Here is a 21563-nt window from a genome sequence, read left to right as displayed (position 1 = left end):
GCATGCCGTCACGCTTCGTCCACCTGCACCTGCATACCGAATTCTCGCTGGCGGATTCGACCATCCGCGTGCCCGAAAAACCGGATCAGGCCCGGCCGGACAAGGCCGGCGACCGTCCCAACCTGTTGAGCCGCGCAGTCGAACTGCAACTGCCGGCATTGGCGGTGACCGACCGCAACAACCTGTTCGCTCTGGTGAAGTTCTACAAGGCAGCCGAGGCGGTCGGGATCAAACCGATCGCCGGCGCCGACGTGATGGTCGCCGACGGCGGCGACGCACCCTCGACGATGACCCTGCTGTGCCGCGACCGCGAGGGCTATCTGTCGCTGTCGCGGCTGCTGACCCGCGCCTGGCTGGAAGGCCACCGCGGCGACGGCGTGGCGATCGAGCCGGAATGGCTGCGCGAAGACCATGCCGGGCTGTTCGCCATCCTCGGTCGCCACAGCCTGGCCGGACGACTGGCGGTCGGCGGCCGTCACGACCTGGCCGAACTGCAGCTGGACGAGTGGCGGCGCGTGTTCGGCGACAACGCCCACCTGGAGCTGACCCGCACCGGCCGCGATGGCGAAGACACCTTCAACGCCTTCGCCCTGCATGCCGCCGGCAAGCTCGGGCTGCCGCTGCTGGCCAGCAACGATGTGCGTTTTCTCGACCGCAGCGGCTACGACGCCCACGAAGCGCGCGTGTGCATCGCCTCCGGCCGGGTGCTGGACGATCCCAAGCGCCCGCGCGACTACAGTGCCGAGCAATACCTGAAATCGGCCGACGAAATGGCCGAACTGTTCGCCGACATCACCGACGCGGTGGACAACACCTGGGCGCTGGCGCAGCGCTGCAACATGGAAATGCAGCTGGGCACCTACTTCCTGCCCGCCTACCCGGTGCCTGACGACGAAACCCTGGACAGCTGGATCCGCAGCCAGTCGCGTACCGGCCTGGAAGAACGACTGCAGAAAAATCCTCTGGCGCCGGGCAAGACCCGCGAGGACTACTTCGCGCGACTGGAGTTCGAGCTGGACACCATCATCGAGATGGGCTTCCCCGGCTACTTCCTGATCGTGGCCGACTTCATCCAGTGGGGCAAGAATCACGGGATCCCGATCGGCCCCGGCCGCGGCTCCGGCGCCGGCTCGCTGGTGGCCTGGGCGCTGCAGATCACCGACCTCGACCCACTGCCGTACAACCTGCTGTTCGAGCGCTTCCTCAACCCCGAACGCGTGTCGATGCCCGACTTCGACATCGATTTCTGCATGGACCGCCGCGACGAAGTTATCGACTACGTCGCACGCAAGTACGGCCGCGACCGGGTCAGCCAGATCATCACCTACGGCACGATGGCCGCCAAGGCGGTGCTGCGCGACGCCGGCCGCGTGCTCGGCTATCCGTACGGCTTCGTCGACGGCGTGGTCAAGCTGGTGCCCAACGTGCTGGGCATCTCGCTCAAGGACGTGATGGGCGAAGGCAAGAACGACGAGTCGATGATCGCCACCGAACTGATCGAGCGCTACCGTTCCGAAGACGACGTCCGCGACCTGATCGACCTCGGTCGCCAGCTCGAGGACCTGACCCGCAACGCCGGCAAGCATGCCGGCGGCGTGGTCATCGCGCCGTCGCCGTTGTCGGACTTCTGCCCGCTGTTCGCCGAACACGACCACGGCACGCTGGGCAAGAACCCGGTGACCCAGTTCGACAAGGACGACGTCGAAGGCGTCGGCCTGGTCAAGTTCGACTTCCTCGGCCTGCGCACGCTGACCATCATCGACTGGGCAGTGAAGGCGATCAACGCGCGACGCGAAGCTTCCGGCGAAGCGCCACTGGACATCGCCGCGATCCCGCTGGACGACGCCAGCGTGTATCGCGACGTGTTCGCCAACGGCAATACCGGATCGGTGTTCCAGTTCGAATCGGCCGGCATGCGCCGTGCGTTGAAGGATGCGAAACCCGACCGGTTCGAGGACCTGATCGCGCTGAACGCGCTGTACCGGCCGGGGCCGATGGACATGATCCCGTCCTTCGTCGAGCGCAAGCACGGGCGCGAGGAATTCGCCTACCCCGACCCGCGCACCGAGGCCATGCTGAAGGAGACCTACGGCATCATGGTCTATCAGGAGCAGGTCATGCAGATGGCGCAGATCGTCGGCGGCTACTCGCTCGGCGGCGCCGACCTGCTGCGCCGGGCGATGGGCAAGAAGGTGCCGGCGGAAATGGCCAAGCACCGCGAAATCTTCCGCAAGGGCGCGGCCGAGGGTGGTGTCGGCGAACGCAAAGCCGATGAGATCTTCGACCTGATGGAGAAGTTCGCCGGTTACGGCTTCAACAAGTCGCACGCAGCCGCGTATTCGCTGGTCGCCTATCAGACCGCGTGGCTGAAAAAGCACTACCCGGCCGAGTTCATGGCCGCCACCCTGTCCAGCGACATGGACAAGACCGACAAGGTGGTCGGCTTCCTAGACGAAGCCGCCGGCCTGCAACTGGAGGTGCTGCCGCCGGACGTCAACCACTCGGACTACATGTTCGTCGCCACCGACCCGACCACGATCCGCTACGGCCTGGGCGCCATCAAGGGCGTCGGCCAGGGCGCCTGCGAGGCGATCGTGTCGGCGCGCGCCGAAGGCGGCCGGTTCCGCGACCTGCTGGATTTCTGCAAGCGGGTCGATTCGTCCCGGCTCAACCGGCGTGCGCTGGAAGCGCTGATCCAGTCCGGCGCGCTGGATGCGCTCGGCACCAACCGCGCTACGCTGATGCTGCAGTTGCCCGAGGCGATGAAGGCAACCGAACAACTGGCGCGCGAACGCGATGCCGGGCAGGTATCGCTGTTCGGCGGCGTCAGCGATGCGGAAGCCTCGCTCACGATCGAACTGCCGGAAACCGAGGAATGGTCGCTGATGCGCAAGCTGTCCGGCGAACGCGATTCGCTCGGCCATTACCTCAGCGGGCATCCGATGGATCCCCACCGCGAAGACCTGCATGGCCTGGTCGGCCACGACTTGGGCGATCTGGAGCGGCTGTGGAGCGCGCAACCGGCAAGCGAGCGCAAGGGCTGGCGGGCGGAAATCGAAACGGTGCTGGCCGGACAGGTGGTCGCGCTGCGCCGCAAGGGCGATTCGCAGATCTTCGTGCGGCTGGAAGACGGCCGCGGTTTCGTCGAGTGCAGCGTGTTCTCGGATGCGGCCGCCGAGTTCGGCGAACTGTTCACCCGCGACCGCATCCTGGTCGTGCGCGGTGGCCTGCGCGAGGACGAGTTCAACGGTGGCTTCAGCCTGCGCGTGCGCCAATGCTGGGACTACGCCCAGTTGTGCGCGCAGCACGCGCAACGCTTGTCGTTGCGGCTCGACCTGCGCGAACGCGGCATCTGGGAGCGCGTGGATGCGCTGCTGGCGCGGCACCGCCCCGGCGGCACGCCGCTGCGGCTGGATCTGCTGGTCGGCAACGGCAAGGCGGCCGGCGCGCCGGAAGGCGTGGCCGGCGTGCTCGATCTCAACGGCGAGAACTCGGTGCGGGTGGACGCCGACCTGATCGACGCGCTGCGCAACCATCCAGGGGTACGCAAGGTGAAGTTGAGCATTCATCGCCCGTGGATGAACTGAGCCGATTCAAGCGGAAAACAATCCCGCACAAGTGAAGGACGTCATGGTATTTGCCGTTCACTCGGCTATCCGCCGGCAGGCCCTGCCGCCGTTGCACCGATGATGTATTCATCCAACTGAAATACAGGGTAATCTCAGCTACGTTTCCGATGTCGGCATGCCCGCACCGAAATGCGGCCTGCCACCTTCCCCGATGCCTTTCCGGAGTGCCGAATGCTTCGCCGCCGTCTTGTCTGTTTCGCCCTGCCGCTGATTGCCGCCGCCGCCCATGCCGAAGTGCCCGCACCGGCCGACACGCCCTACACCCCCGGCACGATCCGGGTCGAAGTCGACGCGACCAACCTGTCGCAGCGTATCTTCCGGATCCGGGAAACCATCCCGGTACGTCCCGGCGAACTGACCCTGCTGTATCCGAAGTGGGTGCCCGGCGGGCACTCGCCGCGCAATCCGATCGACAAGATCGCCGGCATCACCTTCACCGCCAACGGAACCAAGCTGGCCTGGACGCGCGATACCCTGGACGTCAACGCCTTCCATCTGACCGTGCCGGAAGGCGCGAGTACGGTCGTCGCCGAATTCGACTACCTCACCCCGACCGACCGCTCGCAGGGCCGGGTGGTGATGACCCCGAACATGCTCAACCTGCAGTGGGTCGCCGCCGTCCTGTATCCGGCCGGCCACTACGGCACGCAGATCGTGTTCGACCCGCGCGTCACCTACCCGGCCGGCTGGACCGCATTCACCGGCCTGCACGAAGACGGCCGCCGCGGCGACACCGTCGACTACGAGGACGTCAACTTTGACATCCTCGTCGATTCACCGGTCTTCGCCGGCAAGTACACCCGCAACATCGACCTGACCCCGGCCGGCAGCAAGGTGCCGGTGAAGCTGGGCCTGGTCGCCGACGCGGCCAAGTACCTGGAGACCAAGCCCGAACAGATCGAACAGCACAAGAAGATGGTGGAGCAGGCGGTCAAGCTGTACGGCGGCCAGCATTACGACCACTACCAGTTCCTGCTCGCCCTGTCCGGACAGATGAGCGGCATCGGCCTGGAGCACCAACGCAGCAGCGAGAACGGCGTCAGCGCCGATTATTTCACCGACTGGAACGCCAAGGTCGGCTTCCGCGACCTGCTGCCGCACGAATACACCCACTCCTGGAACGGCAAGTACCGGCGCGGCGCCGACCTGTGGACGCCGAACCTCAACGTGCCGATGCAGGACAGCCTGCTATGGGTCTACGAAGGCCAGACCCAGTACTGGGGCAACGTGCTAGCCGCGCGCTCGGGCATGCGCCCGAAGGACGCATCGCTGGACGCGCTGGCGCTGGTGGTCGCCACCTATGCCGACAACCGCCCGGGGCTGCAGTGGCGCGCCCTGCAGGACACCACCAACGACCCGATCATCGCCAGCCGTGCGCCGCGCGCCTATCGCAACTACCAGATGAGCGAGGACTACTACCGCGGCGGCCAGATGGTCTGGCTGGAAGCCGATGCGCTGATCCGCAACAAGACCCGCAACAGGAAATCACTGGACGACTTCGCCAAGGCCTTTTTCGGTGTCGATAACGGCATCTGGAAAGCGCCGAATACCTACACCTTCGACGATGTGGTCGCCGCGCTGAACAGTGTCGTCGCCCACGACTGGACCGGCTTCCTGCGCGAGCGCCTGGACGGCAAGGTGCCGCTGACCGGCGGCATCGAGGCCAGCGGCTGGCGGCTGGTCTATCGTGACGAACCCAGCGCCTATGCCAAGGCCATGAACAAGGCGGGCGGCGGCGCCGATTTCACCTATTCGCTGGGCCTGAGCCTGGACAAGGCCGGCAAGACCACCGACGTGCGCTGGGACGGCCCGGCCTTCAACGCCGGCATCGGCACCGGCACCGAAATCATGGCAGTCAACGACCAGGCCTACAGCCGTTCGGTGCTGGAGGATGCGATCAAGGCCGCCAAGGACGATTCGGCCCCGATTCGCCTGCTGCTCAAGGAATTCGACCGCTTCCGTACCGTCGAAGTGGACTACCACGACGGCCTTCGTCATCCGCACCTGGAACGGATCGAAGGCCGGCCGGACTACCTGAGCGACATCTTTGCAGAAAGGAAGTGAATCCCCTTCCGTATCAACGGGTTGGCGTTGCGCAGCAGTGCCAGCCCTGCTTGGGCCCGCCATTCTCCCGGGTACGGGGAACCGGCCCGGCATCGGCTAAACTGCGCGCTTGACCCGACATCCGTCGGTTGGAAACCCGGCACCCACCCCCGGCATGAACCCGAATTACCTGGATTTCGAAAAACCCATCGCCGACCTGGACGAGAAGATCCAGGCCCTGCGCGGTGCCAGCGCCGGACCGGCGGTCGATGTCGACACCGAGGTCCGCGCGCTGGAAGACAAGCTGCGCGTCCGCACCGCGCAGATCTTCCGCGACCTCAGCCCGTGGCAGGTATCGCAGCTTGCCCGCCACCCCGCCCGTCCGTACACCCTGGATTACCTGCAGGTCATCTGCGACGAGTTCCAGGAACTGGCCGGCGACCGCGCCTATGCCGACGACAAGGCCATCGTCGGCGGACTGGGGCGCATCAACGGCCGCAGCGTGATGATCATCGGCCACCAGAAGGGCCGCGACACCAAGAGCAAGATCGCGCGCAACTTCGGCATGCCGCGTCCCGAGGGCTACCGCAAGGCGCTGCGGCTGATGAAGATGGCCGAACGCTTCAAGCTGCCGCTGCTGACCTTCATCGACACCCCCGGCGCCTACCCCGGCATCGGCGCCGAGGAGCGCGGGCAATCCGAAGCCATCGCCCGCAATCTGATGGAAATGTCCGAACTACGGATACCGATCATCTGCACGGTGATCGGCGAAGGCGGTTCCGGCGGCGCACTGGCGATCGGCGTCGGCGACCGCACGCTGATGCTGGAATACGGCACCTATTCGGTCATCTCGCCGGAAGGCTGCGCCTCGATCCTGTGGAAAGACGCCGGCAAGGCCAAGGACGCAGCCGAGCAACTCGGCCTGACCGCGCCGCGCCTGCATTCGCTGGGACTGGTCGACAAGGTCGTGCGCGAGCCGATCGGCGGCGCCCACCGCAATCCGCGGCAGATGGCCAAGCGCCTGAAGGCCGTGCTGCTGAACGAACTCGACGCACTGGACCAGCAACCGATGGATCAGTTGCTGCAGAACCGTTACCAGCGCCTGCGCGGTTACGGCGCCTACGAAGCGGCCTGAGTTGCCGTGAGTCCTGTCCTGATCCTGTCGATCGCGTTGCAGGTGGCGTGCTGCGTGCATGTCGTGCGCACCGGCCGGCCGCTGTACTGGATTTTCATCCTGCTGCTGTTTTCGTATATCGCCGTGGCGATCTACTTCCTGGCGGAAGTGCTTCCCGATCTGCGCAACGGACTGGGATCGAGGAAGGTCGCCCGCAAGATGCGCAACGCTCTCGACCCGAAGCGCGACAAACGCCGTGCGGAAAGCAACCTCAAACTGGCCGACACCCAGGAGAACCGCCGCGAACTGGCAGCCGAGAGCCTGAAGCATGGAGACTTTGACCGCGCCGCCGAACTGTATGCCAGCGCGCTGAAAGGCATGTATGCCACCGATCCGGACCTGTTGCTGGGCCTGGCCAAGGCGCAGTTCGGCATGGGGCAGACGCGACAGACGCGGGAAACGCTCGACGCCCTGATCGCGGCCAACCCCGAATTTCGCTCGAAAGATGGCCATCTGTTGTATGCCCGGGCTGTGGAGGAGAGCGGCGATCTGGATGCCGCCCTGCACGAATACGAAGCCGTCGTGCAGGGTTTCCCGGGCGAGGAAGCCCGGCTCCGCTATGGACTGCTGCTCAAGCGTTGCGGAAAATCGGAGCAGGCCGTGGAGGTCTTCAACGAGATCCTGACCCGGTCAGCCGTTTCTCCCGGCTACTACCAACGGGATCAGCGCGAGTGGACCACAGCGGCACGCAAGGAATTGGCGGCACTGGAATCCTGACCGATTCCGGCACGTCGAATCCCCACGACGACTATGCAGGACCCCATTCCTGTCCGGGCATCGCCGGGATGGCAGTCTCACATTAATATGTAGCCGCCGGTTACATCCCGACCTGACGGAGAACCCCTTGGAAACCTCGAATCCCGCCATGCCCTGGTGGATGCTGCCCACGATTCTGTTTCTGGCACCTTTGCTGGTGGCGTTGATCCACAACCTGTTCTTCAAGCACAAGTGGGGCGTGAACGCGAACTGGGTGCTGGCCCTGTTCGTGCTCGCCTGTTGGATTTCCGCGCTGGTGATCATCCTGCGCGCGGTGAACTGAGCGACTTCGTATCGGCCGCGCGGCGGAATAGACTGCGCCGATGCCGCTGTTCCTGCCCGCCCTGCCCCTGCCGGATGCACCGCTGATGATCGCCTTCAGCGGCGGGCTGGATTCGACCGTGCTGCTGCACGCCGTGACCGCCGGCGCTCTGGCTGGAAACGAGGTGCGTGCGGTGCACGTCCACCATGGGCTGCAATCGCATGCCGACGATTGGGAACGCCACTGCCGAAGTGTCTGCGAATCCTTGCGGGTTCCGCTGGAAGTCCTGCGCGTGCGGGTCGAACGCGACGGCGGCCAGGGTCCGGAGGCGGCCGCGCGCGAGGCACGCTATGCCGCCCTGATGTCGCTGCTGCGGCCCGGCGAAGTGCTGCTGACCGCGCATCATCGCGACGACCAGGCCGAAACCTTCCTGCTGCGGGCGCTGCGCGCGTCGTCGGTGGAAGGGCTGGCGGCGATGCGGCCATGGCGACGTTTCGGCCCTGGCTGGCACTGGCGTCCGCTGCTGGGCATTGGTCGCGACGCATTGTTCGATCACGCCCACGCCGAAGGCCTGCGCTGGATCGAGGACGCCAGCAACGACGACACCGCGCTGGACCGCAACTACCTGCGCCATCGTGTCCTACCATTGCTACGCCAACGCTGGCCACAGGCTGACGCCGCCTTCGCCCGCAGCGCCGAACTGAGTGGAGAAGCCGCCAACCTGCTGGCCGACGAAGATCGCCGCGTGCTGGCTGCCTGCGGCACGCTGGACCCGCAGGCGTTGTCGGTAACGGCCCTGCGGGCCCTGCCCATCGCGCGCCGCGCACGCGTGCTGCGGCGCTGGATCCGCGCCCTGCAGCTGCCGCCGCTGCCAGCCGAAGGGATTGCGCGCATCGAAAGCGAACTGCTGTCGGCGCGCGACGATGCCCAGGCTAGGTTCGACTGGGGCGACGGTCCGCAGCATGCCGCCAGCGTGCGTCGCTGGCGCGACGTGCTGCACGCCGAATTCCTGCGCCAGCCGTTGCCAACGCACTGGCAACAGCCCTGGGACGGTCGCCTGCCGCTGATCCTCCCCGGAGGTGGCCTGCTATCGCTGGAAAACGCCGATGCCTTGCCGATGCCGGTGCAGGCACATGCGCGACAGGGCGGCGAACGCATCGCCCTGCCCGGCCGCTCGCATTCGCATGAGCTGAAGAAACTGCTGCAGGACGCAGGCGTACCGCCGTGGACGCGCGAAAGCCTGCCCCTGCTCAGCGACGAGGCCGGCAACCTGCTGGCCGCCGGCGACCTATTGTATTCGGCCGGTTTCGACGACTGGCTGCGTCGCCACGGCGCCCGCCTGCGCTGGCGCGAGCGTTCCGCCGCCGGGGCCGATGCCACCGGTTTGGATTAGACTTGACTGATGGCCAAGAAGAACGCCCCCGACACCAGCGCATCGCCGGTCGCGCATTTCGAACAGTCGCTGGACGAACTGGAAAAGCTGGTCGACCGAATGGAGCACGGTGAGATGACGCTGGAGGAGTCGCTGGCTGCTTACGAGCGCGGCGTCGGCCTGTACCGACAATGCCAGAACGCGCTGGAACAGGCCGAACTGCGCGTGCGCCTGCTCAGCGATCCGGCACAGCCTGATGCGGCGGTCCCGTTTGATCCGGTGGCCGATGCGGAATGAATTCGCCCGCTGGGCGCAGCGGCTCGAACACGCGCTGGAAGCCGCCCTGCCCGCCGCTGATGCTCCGCCGCAGCGCCTGCACGCGGCCATGCGCCATGCCGTGCTCGGCGGCGGCAAACGGATGCGACCGCTGCTGGTCTACGCCGCCGGCCGCCTGAGCAATGCCGACGAGACCTTGCTGGATACCCCCGCCGCCGCGGTGGAACTGATCCATGCCTACTCGCTGGTGCACGACGATCTGCCGGCGATGGACGACGATGCGCTGCGCCGCGGCCGCCCGACCGTGCACGTGGCCTTCGACGAAGCCACCGCGATCCTCGCCGGCGACGCGTTGCAGACCCGCGCCTTCGAATTGCTGGCCGCCGCCGATGCGTCCGCACAGTTGCGCGTGGCCTGGCTGCAGACGCTGGCTTCCGCAAGCGGCGCGGCCGGCATGTGCGGCGGCCAGGCGCTGGACATCGACGCCACTGGCCTGCAACAGCCGCTGCCTGCGCTGGAAACCATGCATGCGATGAAGACCGGCGCCCTGATCCGCGCCGCGGTGCGCATGGGCGCGCTGGCCGGCGCGATGCCTGACGAACGACTGCAGCAGTTGGACGATTACGCCGCCGCATTGGGACTGGCCTTCCAGGTGCGCGACGACATCCTCGATGTCGAATCCAGTTCCGAACGGCTCGGCAAGACCGCCGGCAAGGATCTCGCCCAGGCCAAGTCCACCTATCCGGCCCTGCTGGGCATGGCCGGCGCCAGGGCCAAGCTGGACGAACTGGATGCGCGGATGCGTGCGACGCTCGCCCCTTTCGGCGAGTCGGCCGCCGCGCTGGCGGCGCTCGGAGAACTGGCGATCCGCCGCGATCATTGAGCCGGCCGACAACGGTAAATCTGTCGAAGAAAAAGCCCGGCATTGCCGGGCCTTTTCGTTCCGGGATGCGGAACGTGCGCTTACTTGATCAGGCGCAACGCGAACGGGTAGCGATAGGCCTCGCCACCGTTGGCCTTGATGCCCCCGATGATGGCGAAGATCAATCCCGCCAGGCCGGCGAGCATGTTGATGAAAATTCCAATGACGATCACCGAAAGGATGATGCCGATCAGATAGACGATACCCAGCGTGATCTGGAAATTCAGCGCTTCCTTGGCCTGGTCACTGACGAAAGAGTTCGGATTCTTGTCCTTGTTCATCAGCCAGATGATCAGCGGGCCGATGAACCAGGTGATGATGCCCAGCAGATGGGCCAACATCGCCATGGTTCTCTCTTCCTGCGGAGCGGCACCGGTCGGAGCCGGCGGCGGCGTGGTGGCATTCTCGAAATCGCTCATGCGGTCATCCCCTTGCTTCTTGGTGGTGGTGGAAAATTCGGCCGGGCGAGCCAAACGCTTACTTTGGCCGTGCAGTCTGCCCCCGTCAATGTACATTTAACGTTACGTCGGTGCAGCATCCGCTTGCGGGGCGTGCGGCCCACGAGCGAAACCGCGACCGCCGTCAACCTCCATCAACCACGATGCGGCCGACTACTCCCCACCGGCCACGGTCATCCTGCCGACCAGGATCGAGCCGGTGCCGATGTGCGATCGCCGGTCAACGTCGCTGCCGACCGCCTCGATGGCGGCGAACATGTCCTTCAGCTTGCCGGCCACGGTGATGTTGTCGACCGGATGCACGATGGCGCCGTCCTCGACCCAGAAACCGCCGGCCCCGCGCGAATAGTCGCCGGTCACCGGATTGACGCCCTGCCCCATCAGCTCGGTCACCAGCAGGCCGCGGCCCATGCCGCGCAGCAGTTCGTCGAGATCGCCGGCATTGGCCCTGACCTGCAGGTTATGCACGCCGCCGGCGTTGGCCGTACTCTGCAGCCCCAGCTTGCGTGCCGAATAGCTGCCCAGCACGTAACGCAGCAGCACGCCATCGGCCACCAGAGGATTGTCGGCGGTGGCCACGCCTTCGGCATCGAAGGCCGCCGAACGCAGTCCGTGCCGCAGCAAGGGCAATTCGTCGATGGCGAATCCCGCGGGGAATATCTTCTGCCCGGCATGGTCGAGCAGGAAGCTGGCGCGCCGGTACAACGCGCTGCCCGATACCGCTCCCAACAAGTGGCCGATCAGCGAACGCGCCACTTCGGCGGAAAACAGCACCGGATACTCGCCGGTGGCCAACGAGCGCGGCTGCAAGCGCGCCAGCGTGCGCTGCGCCGCGCTGCGGCCGATCTCCTCCGGTGCCTGCAGGTCTTCCCGCGCCAGGCCGATGCTGTACCAGCCGTCGCGCTGCATGCCGTCGCCGTGGCCAGCGATCAGCGCGCAGCCGATCGAATGCTGGCTGCTGCGTTCGCGGCCGACGAAACCGTGCGAGTTGGCGTACACCGCCAGGCTGGTGCCGCTGCCGACCGCCGCACCGTCGGAATTGGCGATCCGCGGGTCGCTGTCGCGGCCGGCCGCTTCGCAGGCCAGAGCCAGATCGACGGCCTGGTCGGCCTGCAACGCCCACGGGTGCCAGAGGTCCAGCTCCGGGAAATCATTCGCCATCCGCGCCGGATCGGCCAGTCCGGCGGCCGGGTCTTCCTCGGTGTGGCGGGCGATGGCGCAGGCCTGCTCCCCCGTCGCCTCCAGGCTGTCCTCGCGCAGGTCGGCGGTGCTGGCCGAGCCCTTGCGCCGGCCGAAATAGACGGTGACCGCGATCCCGCGGTCGCGGGTGGATTCCACCGTTTCCACCTCGCCCATGCGCACGTTGACGTTCAGGCCGTGCTCTTCGCTGCAGCTGACCTCGGCCTGGCTGGCACCGCGCGCGCTCGCGCTGGCCAGCAGCCGGCGCGCGGTGTCCTCCAGCTGGTCCAGGCGGGCCAGGCTGTCGTCGGCAGAAGCATTGGTGGAAGAAGCGGTGACTGCGTTCAATGATTTATCCTGTGTCGATGCGAGGACGCGATCCGGAAACCGGCGAATTCTATAGCCCCAGCCGCAGCCAGCAGCGCGAAGACGCGCTGGAAGTGCGCGAGTTGGCCGCGCAACTGTCGGCGCTGTCGCCGGCGCAGCTGGCGAAACTGCCGGTGCCGGACCACCTGCTGCCGCACATCGCCGAAACCCGCCGCATCACTTCGCACATCGCGCACAAGCGCCAGTTGCAGTACCTGGCCAAGCAGATGCGACGCGAGGACGACGAGGTGCTGGAGGCGATCCGCGACGCCCTCGACAGCGATGGCGAGGCGGCCCGGCGCGAAACCGCGCAGATGCACCAGGCCGAACACTGGCGCGAGCGTCTGCTGGCCGACGGCGATGTCGCCCTAGCCGAGCTGCTGGCGCAGTTCCCCGACGCCGACCGCCAGCGGCTGCGGCAACTGGTCCGCAACGCCGGCGAGGAACGCGCCAGGAACAAGCCGCCGCGCGCGTTCCGCGAGCTGTACCGCGAAGTGAAGGCGCTGCTGTCGCCAGACGAGGAAGCGCCCGACGAGTCCGGAGAAGCGGCGGACAACGAGGAATAGCCCCTCTCCCCTCGGGAGAGGGTTGGGGTTGGGGTGAGAGTGCGGCGAAGCCGAATCATTTGATCGCCGCCACACGCGGCAACACTCCGGCGATTCGTCTTTCCATTGCGTCTCCGAACCCTCATCCGCCGCTTCGTGCCACCTTCTCCCGCCGGGAGAAGGGAATTCATGCCTTGGTACCGCCGACCGTCAGCCCTTCGATCAGCAGCGACGGCTGGCCGACGCCGACCGGCACGCTCTGCCCATCCTTGCCGCAGACGCCGACACCGGCGTCCAGCGCCAGATCGTGGCCGACCATCTTCACCTTGCGCATCGTCTCCGGCCCGTTGCCGATCAGGGTCGCGCCCTTGACCGGCGCGGTGATCCTGCCGTCCTCGATCAGATAGGCCTCGGTGGCCGAGAACACGTACTTGCCGCTGGTGATGTCGACCTGGCCGCCACCGAAATTGACCGCGTACAGGCCCCTCTTCACCGAACGGATCATCTCTTCCGGCTCGTGCTGCCCGGCCAGCATGTAGGTATTGGTCATCCGCGGCATTGGCAGGTGCGCGAACGACTCGCGGCGGCCGTTGCCGGTCGGCGCCGCGCCCATCAGCCGCGCGTTCAGCGTGTCCTGCATGTAGCCGACCAGCACCCCGTCCTCGATCAGCGTGGTGCAATGGGTCGGCGTGCCTTCGTCGTCGATGTTCAGCGATCCGCGCCGACCCGGCAGGGTGCCGTCATCGACGATGGTGACGCCCGGCGCGGCGACCCGCTGGCCGATGCGGCCGGCGTAGGTCGAGGTGCCCTTGCGGTTGAAGTCGCCCTCCAGGCCGTGACCGACCGCTTCGTGCAGCAGCACGCCGGGCCAGCCGCTGCCCAGTACCACCGGCATCACCCCGGCCGGCGCATCGACCGCGTCCAGATTGACCAGCGCCTGCCGCAGCGCTTCGCGGGCAAAGCGCTCGGGCTGGCCGTCGGCCAGCAGTTCGGCGTACGAATAGCGACCGCCGTAACCGGCATAGCCGGATTCGCGGCGGCCGTTCTGTTCGACGATGACCTGCACGTTCATCCGCACCAGCGGACGCACGTCGGCGGCCAGCACGCCGTCGCTGCGCGCCACCAGCACGGTGTCCACGCCGCCGGTCAGGCTGACGGTGACCTGCTGCACGCGCGGATCGGCCGCACGCAACAGGCGATCGATCGTGCGCAGCGCCTCGACCTTGGCCTCGTTGTCCATCGCGTCGATCGGGTCATCGCCCGGATACAAGGCGCGACCGCCGCCGACCACCAGCGCCTGCGGCGCCATCGCGGAACCGTCGCGAGCGATCGCGCGCGCCGAATGCGCCGCTTCCAGCAGCGCCGCGCCGTGGATGTCGTCGGAATAGGCAAAGCCGGTCTTTTCGCCGGAAATCGCCCGCACCCCGACGCCCTGTTCGATCGAATGCGCACCGTCCTTGACGATGCCGTCCTCCACCGTCCAGCTCTCGCGCCGGGCGTGCTGGAAATACAGGTCGCCGAAGTCGATGCCCGGCCCCAGCAGGGCGCCGAAGCCGCGTTCCAGGTCGCGCTGGTCCATGCCGGCCGGCAGCAGCAGGCGGGATTGGGCCAGCATCAGGGAAGAATCGTTCATGGCAGGGGAATGGTGTCGAAAAGGGGAAATGACAAGTAGGCGCGGCGGTGGTTCATGGAACCCCAGACGGCCGTGACGGTGCGGCAGTCTGCGTCCGGCTCTGTTCGCGGCTGATTACCTCGACCTTCGGCTCCTTCCACGGTCCGGTGACACGATAGGTCTTGGCGCCGATCTCGCCCAGCGGTTTCTTCAGCACCGCGTTGGCGGCCGCGCCGACCGCCGCGCCGACCGGGCCGCCGGCCACCGCGCCGACCACCGCCAGCAGGTTGCCGGACTTGGGGAACACATCGACGGTCTGGTCGAACTGCTGGTTGCGCAGATCGGCGCTGCCGTGGATGCGGATCTCGGCTGCCGGCCCGTCGATGCGCAGTCCGTCGCTGCGCGCCTGGCCATCGCCGAAGGCCAGCTTGCCTTCGATGTGGTTGTAGGCGAAGCCGGTATCGAACAGGTCGCGGAAGTCCAGCAGCATCCGCCGCGGCAACTGCGCCACGCTGAGCAGGCCGAGCACGCGGCCGGCACCAGGCTCGACCTGCAACAACTGGCCGTCGCGCGCGTCGATGCCGATCCCGCCCTGCAGCGAAGCCAGCGCGAAACCGCCCGGACTGCCCGGCCAGCTGGCGTCGAAGTCGATGCTGCCCTGGCCGCCCTTGAGCCGGCCCTTCATGCCGAGGTCGTCGAACAGTCCGCCGAAATCCTGACTGCGAGTGGCCAGCGTCAGCCGCGTACGCGCCGCCGCGCCGCGGCCGATCCAGTCGCCGCTGACCCGGGTGTCATGGTGCGGCGAATGCAGGTGCAGGCTTTCGATATGCATGCCGCCGGCGACCGGCCGGGTCTGCAGTTCGGCCGCGCCGAGTATGGCGTCGCCGACCTGCAGATCGTCAACCCGCAGGTCCAGCGGCGGCACCGCGGCCGGGTCGTAGTCGGCGCCGTCGCCGCCGGCTGCACTTTCGCCACGGGCGGCGAGCGGCCAGTGCAGCTTGCTCAGCCGGCCGCTGATCGTCGCGCCCTGCGCATCCGGCACCTGCAGGTTGCCGGCCAATGACGACCCGACGAAACCGACCGTCACCCCGCCGACCGCCGGCGACAACTTCAGCCGGGTATCGGCGAACTCGCCGCCGGCCAGCTGCAGGCGATCGGCGCCGATGTCGACATTGCGCAGCGGCAACGAAGCGCCAGGCTGGCCGCGGTTCTGCGACGCCAGCGCCATCCATCCGATCGCGTCCAGCACCCCGGCATGGCCGCTGGCGACCAGGCCCGAAGCCGGCGGCGCCTCGGCCACGCTGTCGCTGCCAAGCGCCACGCGCACGCCGCGCTGGCTGCCGTTGGCGCGCGTGCGCAGAGCCAGACGCTGGCCGAAAGCGACCTGGACCTCGCCGCTCTCCAGCGGCATGGCCGCGGTGATGCGGGTGGCCAGCGCTTGCGCCTCCGGCTTGCGCAAGGGTTCGGGCAGGCCGACCGCCGTGCCGACCAGATCCGAATCCAGTTGCAGCCGCGCCGGCGCTTGCACACCGTTGCGGGTGGCCGGCACCGCGATCCCGATGTTCCAGTGCGAACGGCCGCGGAAGTATGGCTTCAACCAGGCCAGTTCGGCGGCGCGATCGAGCAGTTCGTCGCTGCCGGCGGCAATGCCCAGGTCGATTTCGACCGCCTGCGCGGCATCGCGCACGCGATTGCCGATTCGCAGCCCCAGCGTGCCCGGCCGGCCGTCGTAGCGCACGTCCAGACGGTCGGCGGCGACGCCATCACGGGCATATTCGAGCACGCCGCGCACCTCGCGCAACGGCAGGTTCCAGCGCTTCTCGTTGGCGCTGGCGCCCAGCAGGTCCACCGTGCCGTGCAGCAGCCGGCGGACGTTGCCCTGCGAACGCAACGGCTGCTGCAGATGGAAGCTGGCACGCACCGGCCCGGCAACTTCCAGGTTGGCGAAGGTCTCGCCGTAACGTGCCTTCAGCGGACTGTGTCGCAGCAGCTCCAGCAACCGCGCCGCATCGTCCTGCGCATGCGCGTCGATCAGCAGCCGCCCCTCGCGGAAATCGGCGATCTGCGCTTCGAAACCGTCCACGCCCACCGTGTCCAGCCGGCCCGTGCCCTGGATCGAAAACCCGTTGCCAATGAAGGCAACGTCGGCATCGGCCTGCTCCAGCGCCGGCCAGTCGGGGTTGAACTTGAACTGGCCGTTGCGGATGTGCGCGCGTGCTTCGAAACGGCCGCGCGCATCGACGAACGGCCAGTCGTCGAGGTCGCCGGAGATCAGACCGTAACCGCCGATGACTTCGCCACCGGCCAAGGTGGCGTTGAGCCAGTCGATCGCCTTCTGCGGCATGCGCCGGTGAATCCAGAAGCCCTTGGCTGCGGTCACTGGCGCATCGTCCAGCGCGGCCGCCACATCGATCCGCGGGCGGCTGGCGTCGCCTTCGAACCACAGGCTGCCGCGCAGCTCGGCGCCGTAGTCGGCCCCGGTCACCCGCAGCGCCGGAGTGCCGATCCGCCAGCCGGCGCCTTCGCGCCAGCCCGCCAGTTGCCCGGCCAAGGTCACGTCATGGACCACGCCGAAACCGTCCGGCCAGTCGAAGCGCAGCGGTGCCTGCGTATCCAGTTGCAGGGCGAAGCCGTCCGCGTCGCCGGTCAGCTCGCCGCTCAGGCCGTCGATGCCGGGCGCGCCGTCCGCCGCGACGAAGCGCACCCGGTCCAGATGCCCCTGCACACTGACCCCGCCCACGCCGCTGCCCAGTAGCGAGAGATCGGAGAAGTGCGCGTCCGGCTGCGCCCCCGCCAGCCAGCGCCGCACCGGCACTTCGATCCGGTCGCTCAGCGCCAGCACCGACAGCAGCGGTCCGGCATCGATGCCCTTGGCGACGATGCCGTAGCGGTCGCCGCCGGCCAGTACCAGGCCGTCCAGCTGCTGCGGCGCGGCCGCGTCGCCCATCCGCAGCTGCGGCGCATCCAGGCGCCAGCCACCTGCGGCCAGCCGCCAGCGCAGGCGCCCATTGATCTGCGCGAAGCGGGCCGACGGCGCGATGTCGCCGCTGCCCGGATACGGCTGACCGAGCAGATCGACGTCGCGCAGGTGCAGCTCGCTGTCGACCATCACCACCCGGTGCCGGTGCAGCCGCAGCCAGGCACCGACGCGCCCGCTGCCGCCGGCGACCTGCACGCCGGCATAGCGCGACAGTTCGCCCCATTCCGACAGGTCGGCCGGATCGGCTTGCAGGAACGCCTTGCCGTCGCCGCGGCCACGGTCGAAATCCACCGCCGCCAGCAGCGGCTGCCCACCCTCGCGGGCGCGGACCCGGGCACCGGCGCGCACGCGCTGATCATCCACGCGCAGGCGCAGGTCGATGTCGGCCAGTTGCGTGTTCCAGCCCAGCTCCGGCGCATCGATCGCCAGCCGCCCGCCGATCACCTGCAATTCGCCCAGTCCGTCCAGGCTGTCCAGCGGGTCGCCACCGCCGGCCTGCGCCGGCAGTCCGCGCACCGACCACGCGCCGTCCGCCGCGCGCTGCAGGGTCAGCGACAGCCCGCGCAGGCGCAACTCGGTGAACGAACGCCCGGGCAGCAGCCCACCGTACATCGACACCAGCACTTCGGCCTCGCCGATCCGCACCTCGCCGCGTTCGCCGATGCGCAGGCCATCCAGCCGCAACAATGGCCCGCGCCGCGACCACGCGGTTTCGACGTGGTCGAAGGCCACCGGCCGGCCGGCGCGTTCGCTCAGCCAGGCCGCGACCTTGTCGGGGTGGCGTTCGACCATCGGCAGCAGCTGGCTGGCCAGCCCCAGCACCAGCGCCATGCACACCAACACCACGGCCACCGCGTACCAGAACCCGCGCTGCGCCAGACGGACGCGGCGGCGCCATGGCGTCGGCATCAGCCGGTCTTCCCGCGCACGGCGTCAGAGCAGCACGACATCGAACTGTTCCTGCAGGTACTGGTCGTCAGCCTGGAAGCGGATGCTCTTGCCGAGGAATTCCTCCAGCTCGGCCACCGCCTGCGATTCCTCGTCGGTGATCCGCGCCACCACTTTCGGCGAGGCGATCACCAGCAAGCGCGCGGCCTCGAACTGGCGGGTGGCGCGGGTGATCTCGCGGAACACCTCGTAGGTGACCGTCTCGGCGGTCTTGATGCTGCCGCGGCCGCCGCATTCCGGGCACGGTTCGGACAGCTGCCGTTCCAGGCTCTCCACCGTGCGCTTGCGGGTCATTTCCACCAGCCCCAGCGGCGAGAAGTCGTACACCGTGGTCTTGGCGTGGTCGCGCGCCAGCCCCTTCTCCAGCGTGCGCAGCACCTGGCGGCGATGCTCCGGGTCGTCCATGTCGATGAAGTCGATGATGATGATGCCGCCCAGGTTGCGCAGGCGCAGTTGCCGGGCCACCGCCTGCGCCGCTTCCAGATTGGTGCGGTACACGGTTTCCTCGAGGTTGCGCTGGCCGAGGAACGAACCGGTGTTGACGTCGATCGTGGTCATCGCCTCGGTCTGGTCGATCACCAGGTAACCGCCGGACTTCAGCGGCACCTGCTTGTCCAGCGCGCGGCCGATTTCGTCCTCGACCCCGTACAGATCGAAGATCGGGCGGTCGCCGGTGTACAGCTCGATGCGCTCGGCCAGCACCGGCATGTACTTGGCGACGAAGGCCTGCAGCCGCTCGTAGGTTTCGCGCGAATCCACCCGCACCTTTTCCACGTCCTTGCGAATCAGGTCGCGAACCGCGCGCAGCGGCAGGCTCAGGTCCTCGTAGATGCAGGTCTGCGGCGGCGCTTCGCGGCCGCGCTTGCCGACAATGTTCCAGACCCGCGACAGGTAGGCGATGTCGTCGGCCAACGCTTCCTCGGGCTGGCTCTCGGCGTTGGTGCGGACGATGTAGCCGTGGCCGCCGTGCAGTTCGGACAGGCCGCCGACCAGAGTTTTCAGCCGCTGGCGCTCGCCTTCGTCCTCGATTCGCGCCGAGATGCCGATGCTGGCCGACTGCGGCATCAGCACCAGGTAGCGCGAGGGAATGCTGATCTGGGTGGTCAGCCGCGCGCCCTTGCTGCCGATCGGGTCCTTGACCACCTGCACCACCACGTCCTGGCCTTCGCGCAGCAGTTCGGTGATCGACACCGCCGGCGGTTCGGTGACCGCCTCGGCCGCTTCGGCCTGCAACGGCCGCACGATGTCGTTGGCGTGCAGGAAGGCCGCGCGTTCCAGGCCGACATCGACGAAGGCCGCCTGCATGCCGGGCATGACCCGCTGCACCTTGCCGCGGTAGATGTTGCCGACCACGCCGCGACGCCAGCCGCGTTCGATGTGCAGTTCCTGCAGCATGCCGTTCTCGACCACGGCCACCCGGGTCTCGCGCGGGGTGACATTGACCAGGATTTCCTCGCTCATGCCATCACCCCGAACTGCTTCAGCAACCGCGCGGTCTCGTGCAGCGGCAGGCCCATCACCCCGGAATGGCTGCCGTCGAGCCGTTCGACGAAGCACTCGGCATAGCCCTGGATGGCGTAGGCGCCGGCCTTGCCCATCGCCTCGCCGGTGGCCAGATAGGCGGCGATGTCGGCCTCGGACAGCGCCGCGAAGCTCACCTGCGAGCGCGACACCGCCTGCGCCTCGCGCCCGGCGTTGACCACCGAGACCGCCGAGATCACCAGGTGGCTGCGTCCGGACAAGCGGCGCAGCATTGCCGCCGCGTCGGCCAGGTCAGCCGGCTTGCCGAACACCTCGTCATCCAGCACCACTTCGGTATCGGCACCCAGCACCACCGCCTCCGGCGCCGACATCACCTGCAGCAGGCCGGCACCGGCCTTTTCGCGCGCCACCCGGCGCACGTACTCTTCCGCCGCCTCGCCGGGTTGGCGGTGCTCGGGAATGTCCAGATCGATGCGGCCGAAGCGCAGCCCCAGGCGGGTCAGCAATTCGGCGCGACGGGGGGATTGCGACGCCAGATAGAGCATCCGCTCAGGATAACCTGCGCCGCCTGACTGAACCGCCCCGTAGCGGTCACAATCGTCGCCAACCCCGGACCGGCTCACAACCCGTTCATCGTCGGGACAACACGCTGGCCGTCGCACGACGCGCCCGGCGCCCGAACCACCCGCAAGGAGGACCCATGACCGCTTCCATCCGCCCGCTGCTGCTCGCCCTGTCCCTTGTTCTAGGAACCGCCCTGATGAACCCCAGCCAAGCCCAGACCCTCGCCGGTACCGGCGTCGTCGCCACCGACGGCACCCTGCTCAACGTGTCTTCCCAGGCCGAGGCCTCGCGCATCCCCGACGTGGCCACGGTCTCGGCCGGCGTGGTGACCCGCGCCGCCGACGGCAATACCGCCATGCGCCAGAATGCCGAACAGATGGCCGGAGTGATGGACGCCATCAAGGCCGCCGGGATCGCCGAAAAGGACATCCAGACCAGCGGCATCCAGCTCAGCCCGCAATACCGCTACAGCGAGAACCGCACACCGACGATCACCGGCTACCAGGCCACCAACACGGTCGGCCTGAAGGTCCGCGACATCGCCCGCCTGGGCAAGGTGCTGGACGCGCTGTCGGCGCAGGGCGCCAACCAGATCTACGGACCCGGCTTCGAGATCGACGACCCCGAACCGGTCTACGACGAAGCCCGCCTGGCCGCACTGAAGAACGCCCAGGCCAGGGCCGAAACCTATGCCAAGGCACTGGGTCTGCGCGTGCGCCGGATCGTCAGCATTTCCGAAGGCGGCGGCAGTTTCCGGCCGGTGCCAGTGAGAATGGCGGCCGCGGCCCCACGCGCCAAGGCGGAAATGGACACCCCGGTCTCGCCCGGCGAAACCACCCTGTCGGTCAGCCTAGACGTGACCTTCGAACTGGGCAAGTAAGCCGCCCGCCAACGGCCCGGAACGAGAGACCCCGCCGTCTCTCGTTCCCCACTCGTTCCTCGTTCCTCGCTTCTCGTTCCTCTCCACTCCCGCTGCACTTGCATCACCGCCGGCA

General features: G+C 67.8%; 16 protein-coding genes. 10 read left to right on the top strand and 6 right to left on the bottom strand.

The window, feature by feature from the left end; all coding sequences use genetic code 11:
• Window positions 1-2 precede the first annotated feature (2 nt).
• The 8 genes from dnaE to CSC70_RS06840 all read left to right on the top strand — a co-directional run bounded on the left by dnaE (window position 3) and on the right by CSC70_RS06840 (window position 10395).
• A complete protein-coding gene (gene dnaE, locus CSC70_RS06875; protein ID WP_162455941.1) occupies window positions 3-3587 on the top strand; it encodes a DNA polymerase III subunit alpha in 3585 nt (1194 codons plus the stop codon).
• A gap of 213 nt (window positions 3588-3800) precedes the next feature.
• Entirely contained in the window at window positions 3801-5693 is a 1893-nt protein-coding gene (locus CSC70_RS06870) for a M61 family metallopeptidase (RefSeq protein ID WP_162455940.1), read from the top strand.
• Window positions 5694-5847: 154 nt separating this feature from the next.
• On the top strand, window positions 5848-6807 hold the full coding sequence (locus tag CSC70_RS06865) for an acetyl-CoA carboxylase carboxyltransferase subunit alpha (protein ID WP_162455939.1): 960 nt from the start codon (window positions 5848-5850) through the stop codon (window positions 6805-6807).
• A gap of 6 nt (window positions 6808-6813) precedes the next feature.
• Complete coding sequence (locus CSC70_RS06860) at window positions 6814-7563, top strand: tetratricopeptide repeat protein (protein ID WP_162455938.1); 750 nt, start codon at window positions 6814-6816, stop codon at window positions 7561-7563.
• Window positions 7564-7690: 127 nt separating this feature from the next.
• Window positions 7691-7885 carry a hypothetical protein gene (locus CSC70_RS06855; protein WP_211369443.1) on the top strand — a complete coding sequence of 65 codons (195 nt, stop codon included), beginning with the start codon at window positions 7691-7693 and terminating at the stop codon, window positions 7883-7885.
• Between the two features lie 40 nt (window positions 7886-7925).
• Window positions 7926-9257, top strand: a complete 1332-nt coding sequence (gene tilS / locus CSC70_RS06850) for a tRNA lysidine(34) synthetase TilS (protein WP_162455936.1) — start codon at window positions 7926-7928, stop codon at window positions 9255-9257.
• A 9-nt stretch (window positions 9258-9266) separates the two neighbouring features.
• On the top strand, window positions 9267-9533 hold the full coding sequence (locus tag CSC70_RS06845) for an exodeoxyribonuclease VII small subunit (protein ID WP_162455935.1): 267 nt from the start codon (window positions 9267-9269) through the stop codon (window positions 9531-9533).
• Complete coding sequence (locus CSC70_RS06840) at window positions 9523-10395, top strand: polyprenyl synthetase family protein (RefSeq protein WP_162455934.1); 873 nt, start codon at window positions 9523-9525, stop codon at window positions 10393-10395. Before CSC70_RS06845 ends, CSC70_RS06840 begins: the two co-directional genes overlap by 11 nt.
• An 80-nt stretch (window positions 10396-10475) precedes the next feature.
• Here the strand turns inward: CSC70_RS06840 and CSC70_RS06835 are convergent, their stop codons facing one another.
• Together CSC70_RS06835 and pmbA are read right to left on the bottom strand one after the other, a co-directional pair.
• Window positions 10476-10853, bottom strand: coding sequence for a DUF4870 domain-containing protein (locus tag CSC70_RS06835; protein WP_162456246.1), 378 nt, complete (start codon window positions 10851-10853; stop codon window positions 10476-10478).
• A gap of 192 nt (window positions 10854-11045) precedes the next feature.
• Entirely contained in the window at window positions 11046-12419 is a 1374-nt protein-coding gene (gene pmbA / locus CSC70_RS06830) for a metalloprotease PmbA (RefSeq protein ID WP_162455933.1), read from the bottom strand.
• Window positions 12420-12436: 17 nt separating this feature from the next.
• Between pmbA and yjgA the strand changes: the two genes are divergently transcribed.
• The gene (gene yjgA / locus CSC70_RS06825) at window positions 12437-13003 is read left to right on the top strand and encodes a ribosome biogenesis factor YjgA (protein ID WP_162455932.1); all 567 of its coding nucleotides are present in this window, start codon (window positions 12437-12439) and stop codon (window positions 13001-13003) included.
• Between the two features lie 166 nt (window positions 13004-13169).
• Here yjgA and tldD read toward each other — a convergent pair whose 3' ends face one another.
• The 4 genes from tldD to CSC70_RS06805 are packed head-to-tail and all read right to left on the bottom strand — an operon-like array spanning window position 13170 to window position 20549.
• Window positions 13170-14615: a metalloprotease TldD gene (tldD, locus tag CSC70_RS06820; protein ID WP_162455931.1), complete on the bottom strand. Its 1446-nt coding sequence runs from the start codon at window positions 14613-14615 to the stop codon at window positions 13170-13172.
• Window positions 14616-14667: 52 nt separating this feature from the next.
• Complete coding sequence (locus CSC70_RS06815) at window positions 14668-18483, bottom strand: YhdP family protein (protein ID WP_162455930.1); 3816 nt, start codon at window positions 18481-18483, stop codon at window positions 14668-14670.
• Window positions 18484-18507: 24 nt separating this feature from the next.
• Complete coding sequence (rng, locus tag CSC70_RS06810) at window positions 18508-19983, bottom strand: ribonuclease G (RefSeq protein WP_162455929.1); 1476 nt, start codon at window positions 19981-19983, stop codon at window positions 18508-18510.
• Window positions 19980-20549, bottom strand: a complete 570-nt coding sequence (locus tag CSC70_RS06805) for a Maf family protein (RefSeq protein WP_162455928.1) — start codon at window positions 20547-20549, stop codon at window positions 19980-19982. Before CSC70_RS06805 ends, rng begins: the two co-directional genes overlap by 4 nt.
• Before the next feature lie 155 nt (window positions 20550-20704).
• On the opposite strand from CSC70_RS06805, the gene CSC70_RS06800 reads away from it, so the two are divergent.
• A complete protein-coding gene (locus CSC70_RS06800) occupies window positions 20705-21448 on the top strand; it encodes an SIMPL domain-containing protein (RefSeq protein WP_162455927.1) in 744 nt (247 codons plus the stop codon).
• Window positions 21449-21563 lie beyond the last annotated feature (115 nt).

Origin of the sequence: Pseudoxanthomonas kalamensis DSM 18571 (assembly GCF_010211745.1) — a bacterium.
Classification (GTDB): domain Bacteria; phylum Pseudomonadota; class Gammaproteobacteria; order Xanthomonadales; family Xanthomonadaceae; genus Pseudoxanthomonas_A; species Pseudoxanthomonas_A kalamensis.
Note: the sequence above shows the minus strand (reverse complement) of the source record. Positions and strands in the feature narration are given on the sequence as shown.

Bases quoted from the DNA above. Each gene is read 5' to 3' on its own strand.
- yjgA (WP_162455932.1), top strand. From the start codon at position 12,437: ATGCGAGGACGCGATCCGGAAACCGGCGAATTCTATAGCCCCAGCCGC.
- tilS (WP_162455936.1), top strand. From the start codon at position 7,926: ATGCCGCTGTTCCTGCCCGCCCTGCCCCTGCCGGATGCACCGCTGATG.
- dnaE (WP_162455941.1), top strand. From the start codon at position 3: ATGCCGTCACGCTTCGTCCACCTGCACCTGCATACCGAATTCTCGCTG.
- CSC70_RS06800 (WP_162455927.1), top strand. From the start codon at position 20,705: ATGACCGCTTCCATCCGCCCGCTGCTGCTCGCCCTGTCCCTTGTTCTA.
- CSC70_RS06840 (WP_162455934.1), top strand. From the start codon at position 9,523: ATGCGGAATGAATTCGCCCGCTGGGCGCAGCGGCTCGAACACGCGCTG.
- CSC70_RS06835 (WP_162456246.1), bottom strand. From the start codon at position 10,853: ATGAGCGATTTCGAGAATGCCACCACGCCGCCGCCGGCTCCGACCGGT.
- CSC70_RS06870 (WP_162455940.1), top strand. From the start codon at position 3,801: ATGCTTCGCCGCCGTCTTGTCTGTTTCGCCCTGCCGCTGATTGCCGCC.
- CSC70_RS06815 (WP_162455930.1), bottom strand. From the start codon at position 18,483: ATGCCGACGCCATGGCGCCGCCGCGTCCGTCTGGCGCAGCGCGGGTTC.
- CSC70_RS06805 (WP_162455928.1), bottom strand. From the start codon at position 20,549: ATGCTCTATCTGGCGTCGCAATCCCCCCGTCGCGCCGAATTGCTGACC.
- CSC70_RS06865 (WP_162455939.1), top strand. From the start codon at position 5,848: ATGAACCCGAATTACCTGGATTTCGAAAAACCCATCGCCGACCTGGAC.
- CSC70_RS06845 (WP_162455935.1), top strand. From the start codon at position 9,267: ATGGCCAAGAAGAACGCCCCCGACACCAGCGCATCGCCGGTCGCGCAT.
- rng (WP_162455929.1), bottom strand. From the start codon at position 19,983: ATGAGCGAGGAAATCCTGGTCAATGTCACCCCGCGCGAGACCCGGGTG.
- tldD (WP_162455931.1), bottom strand. From the start codon at position 14,615: ATGAACGATTCTTCCCTGATGCTGGCCCAATCCCGCCTGCTGCTGCCG.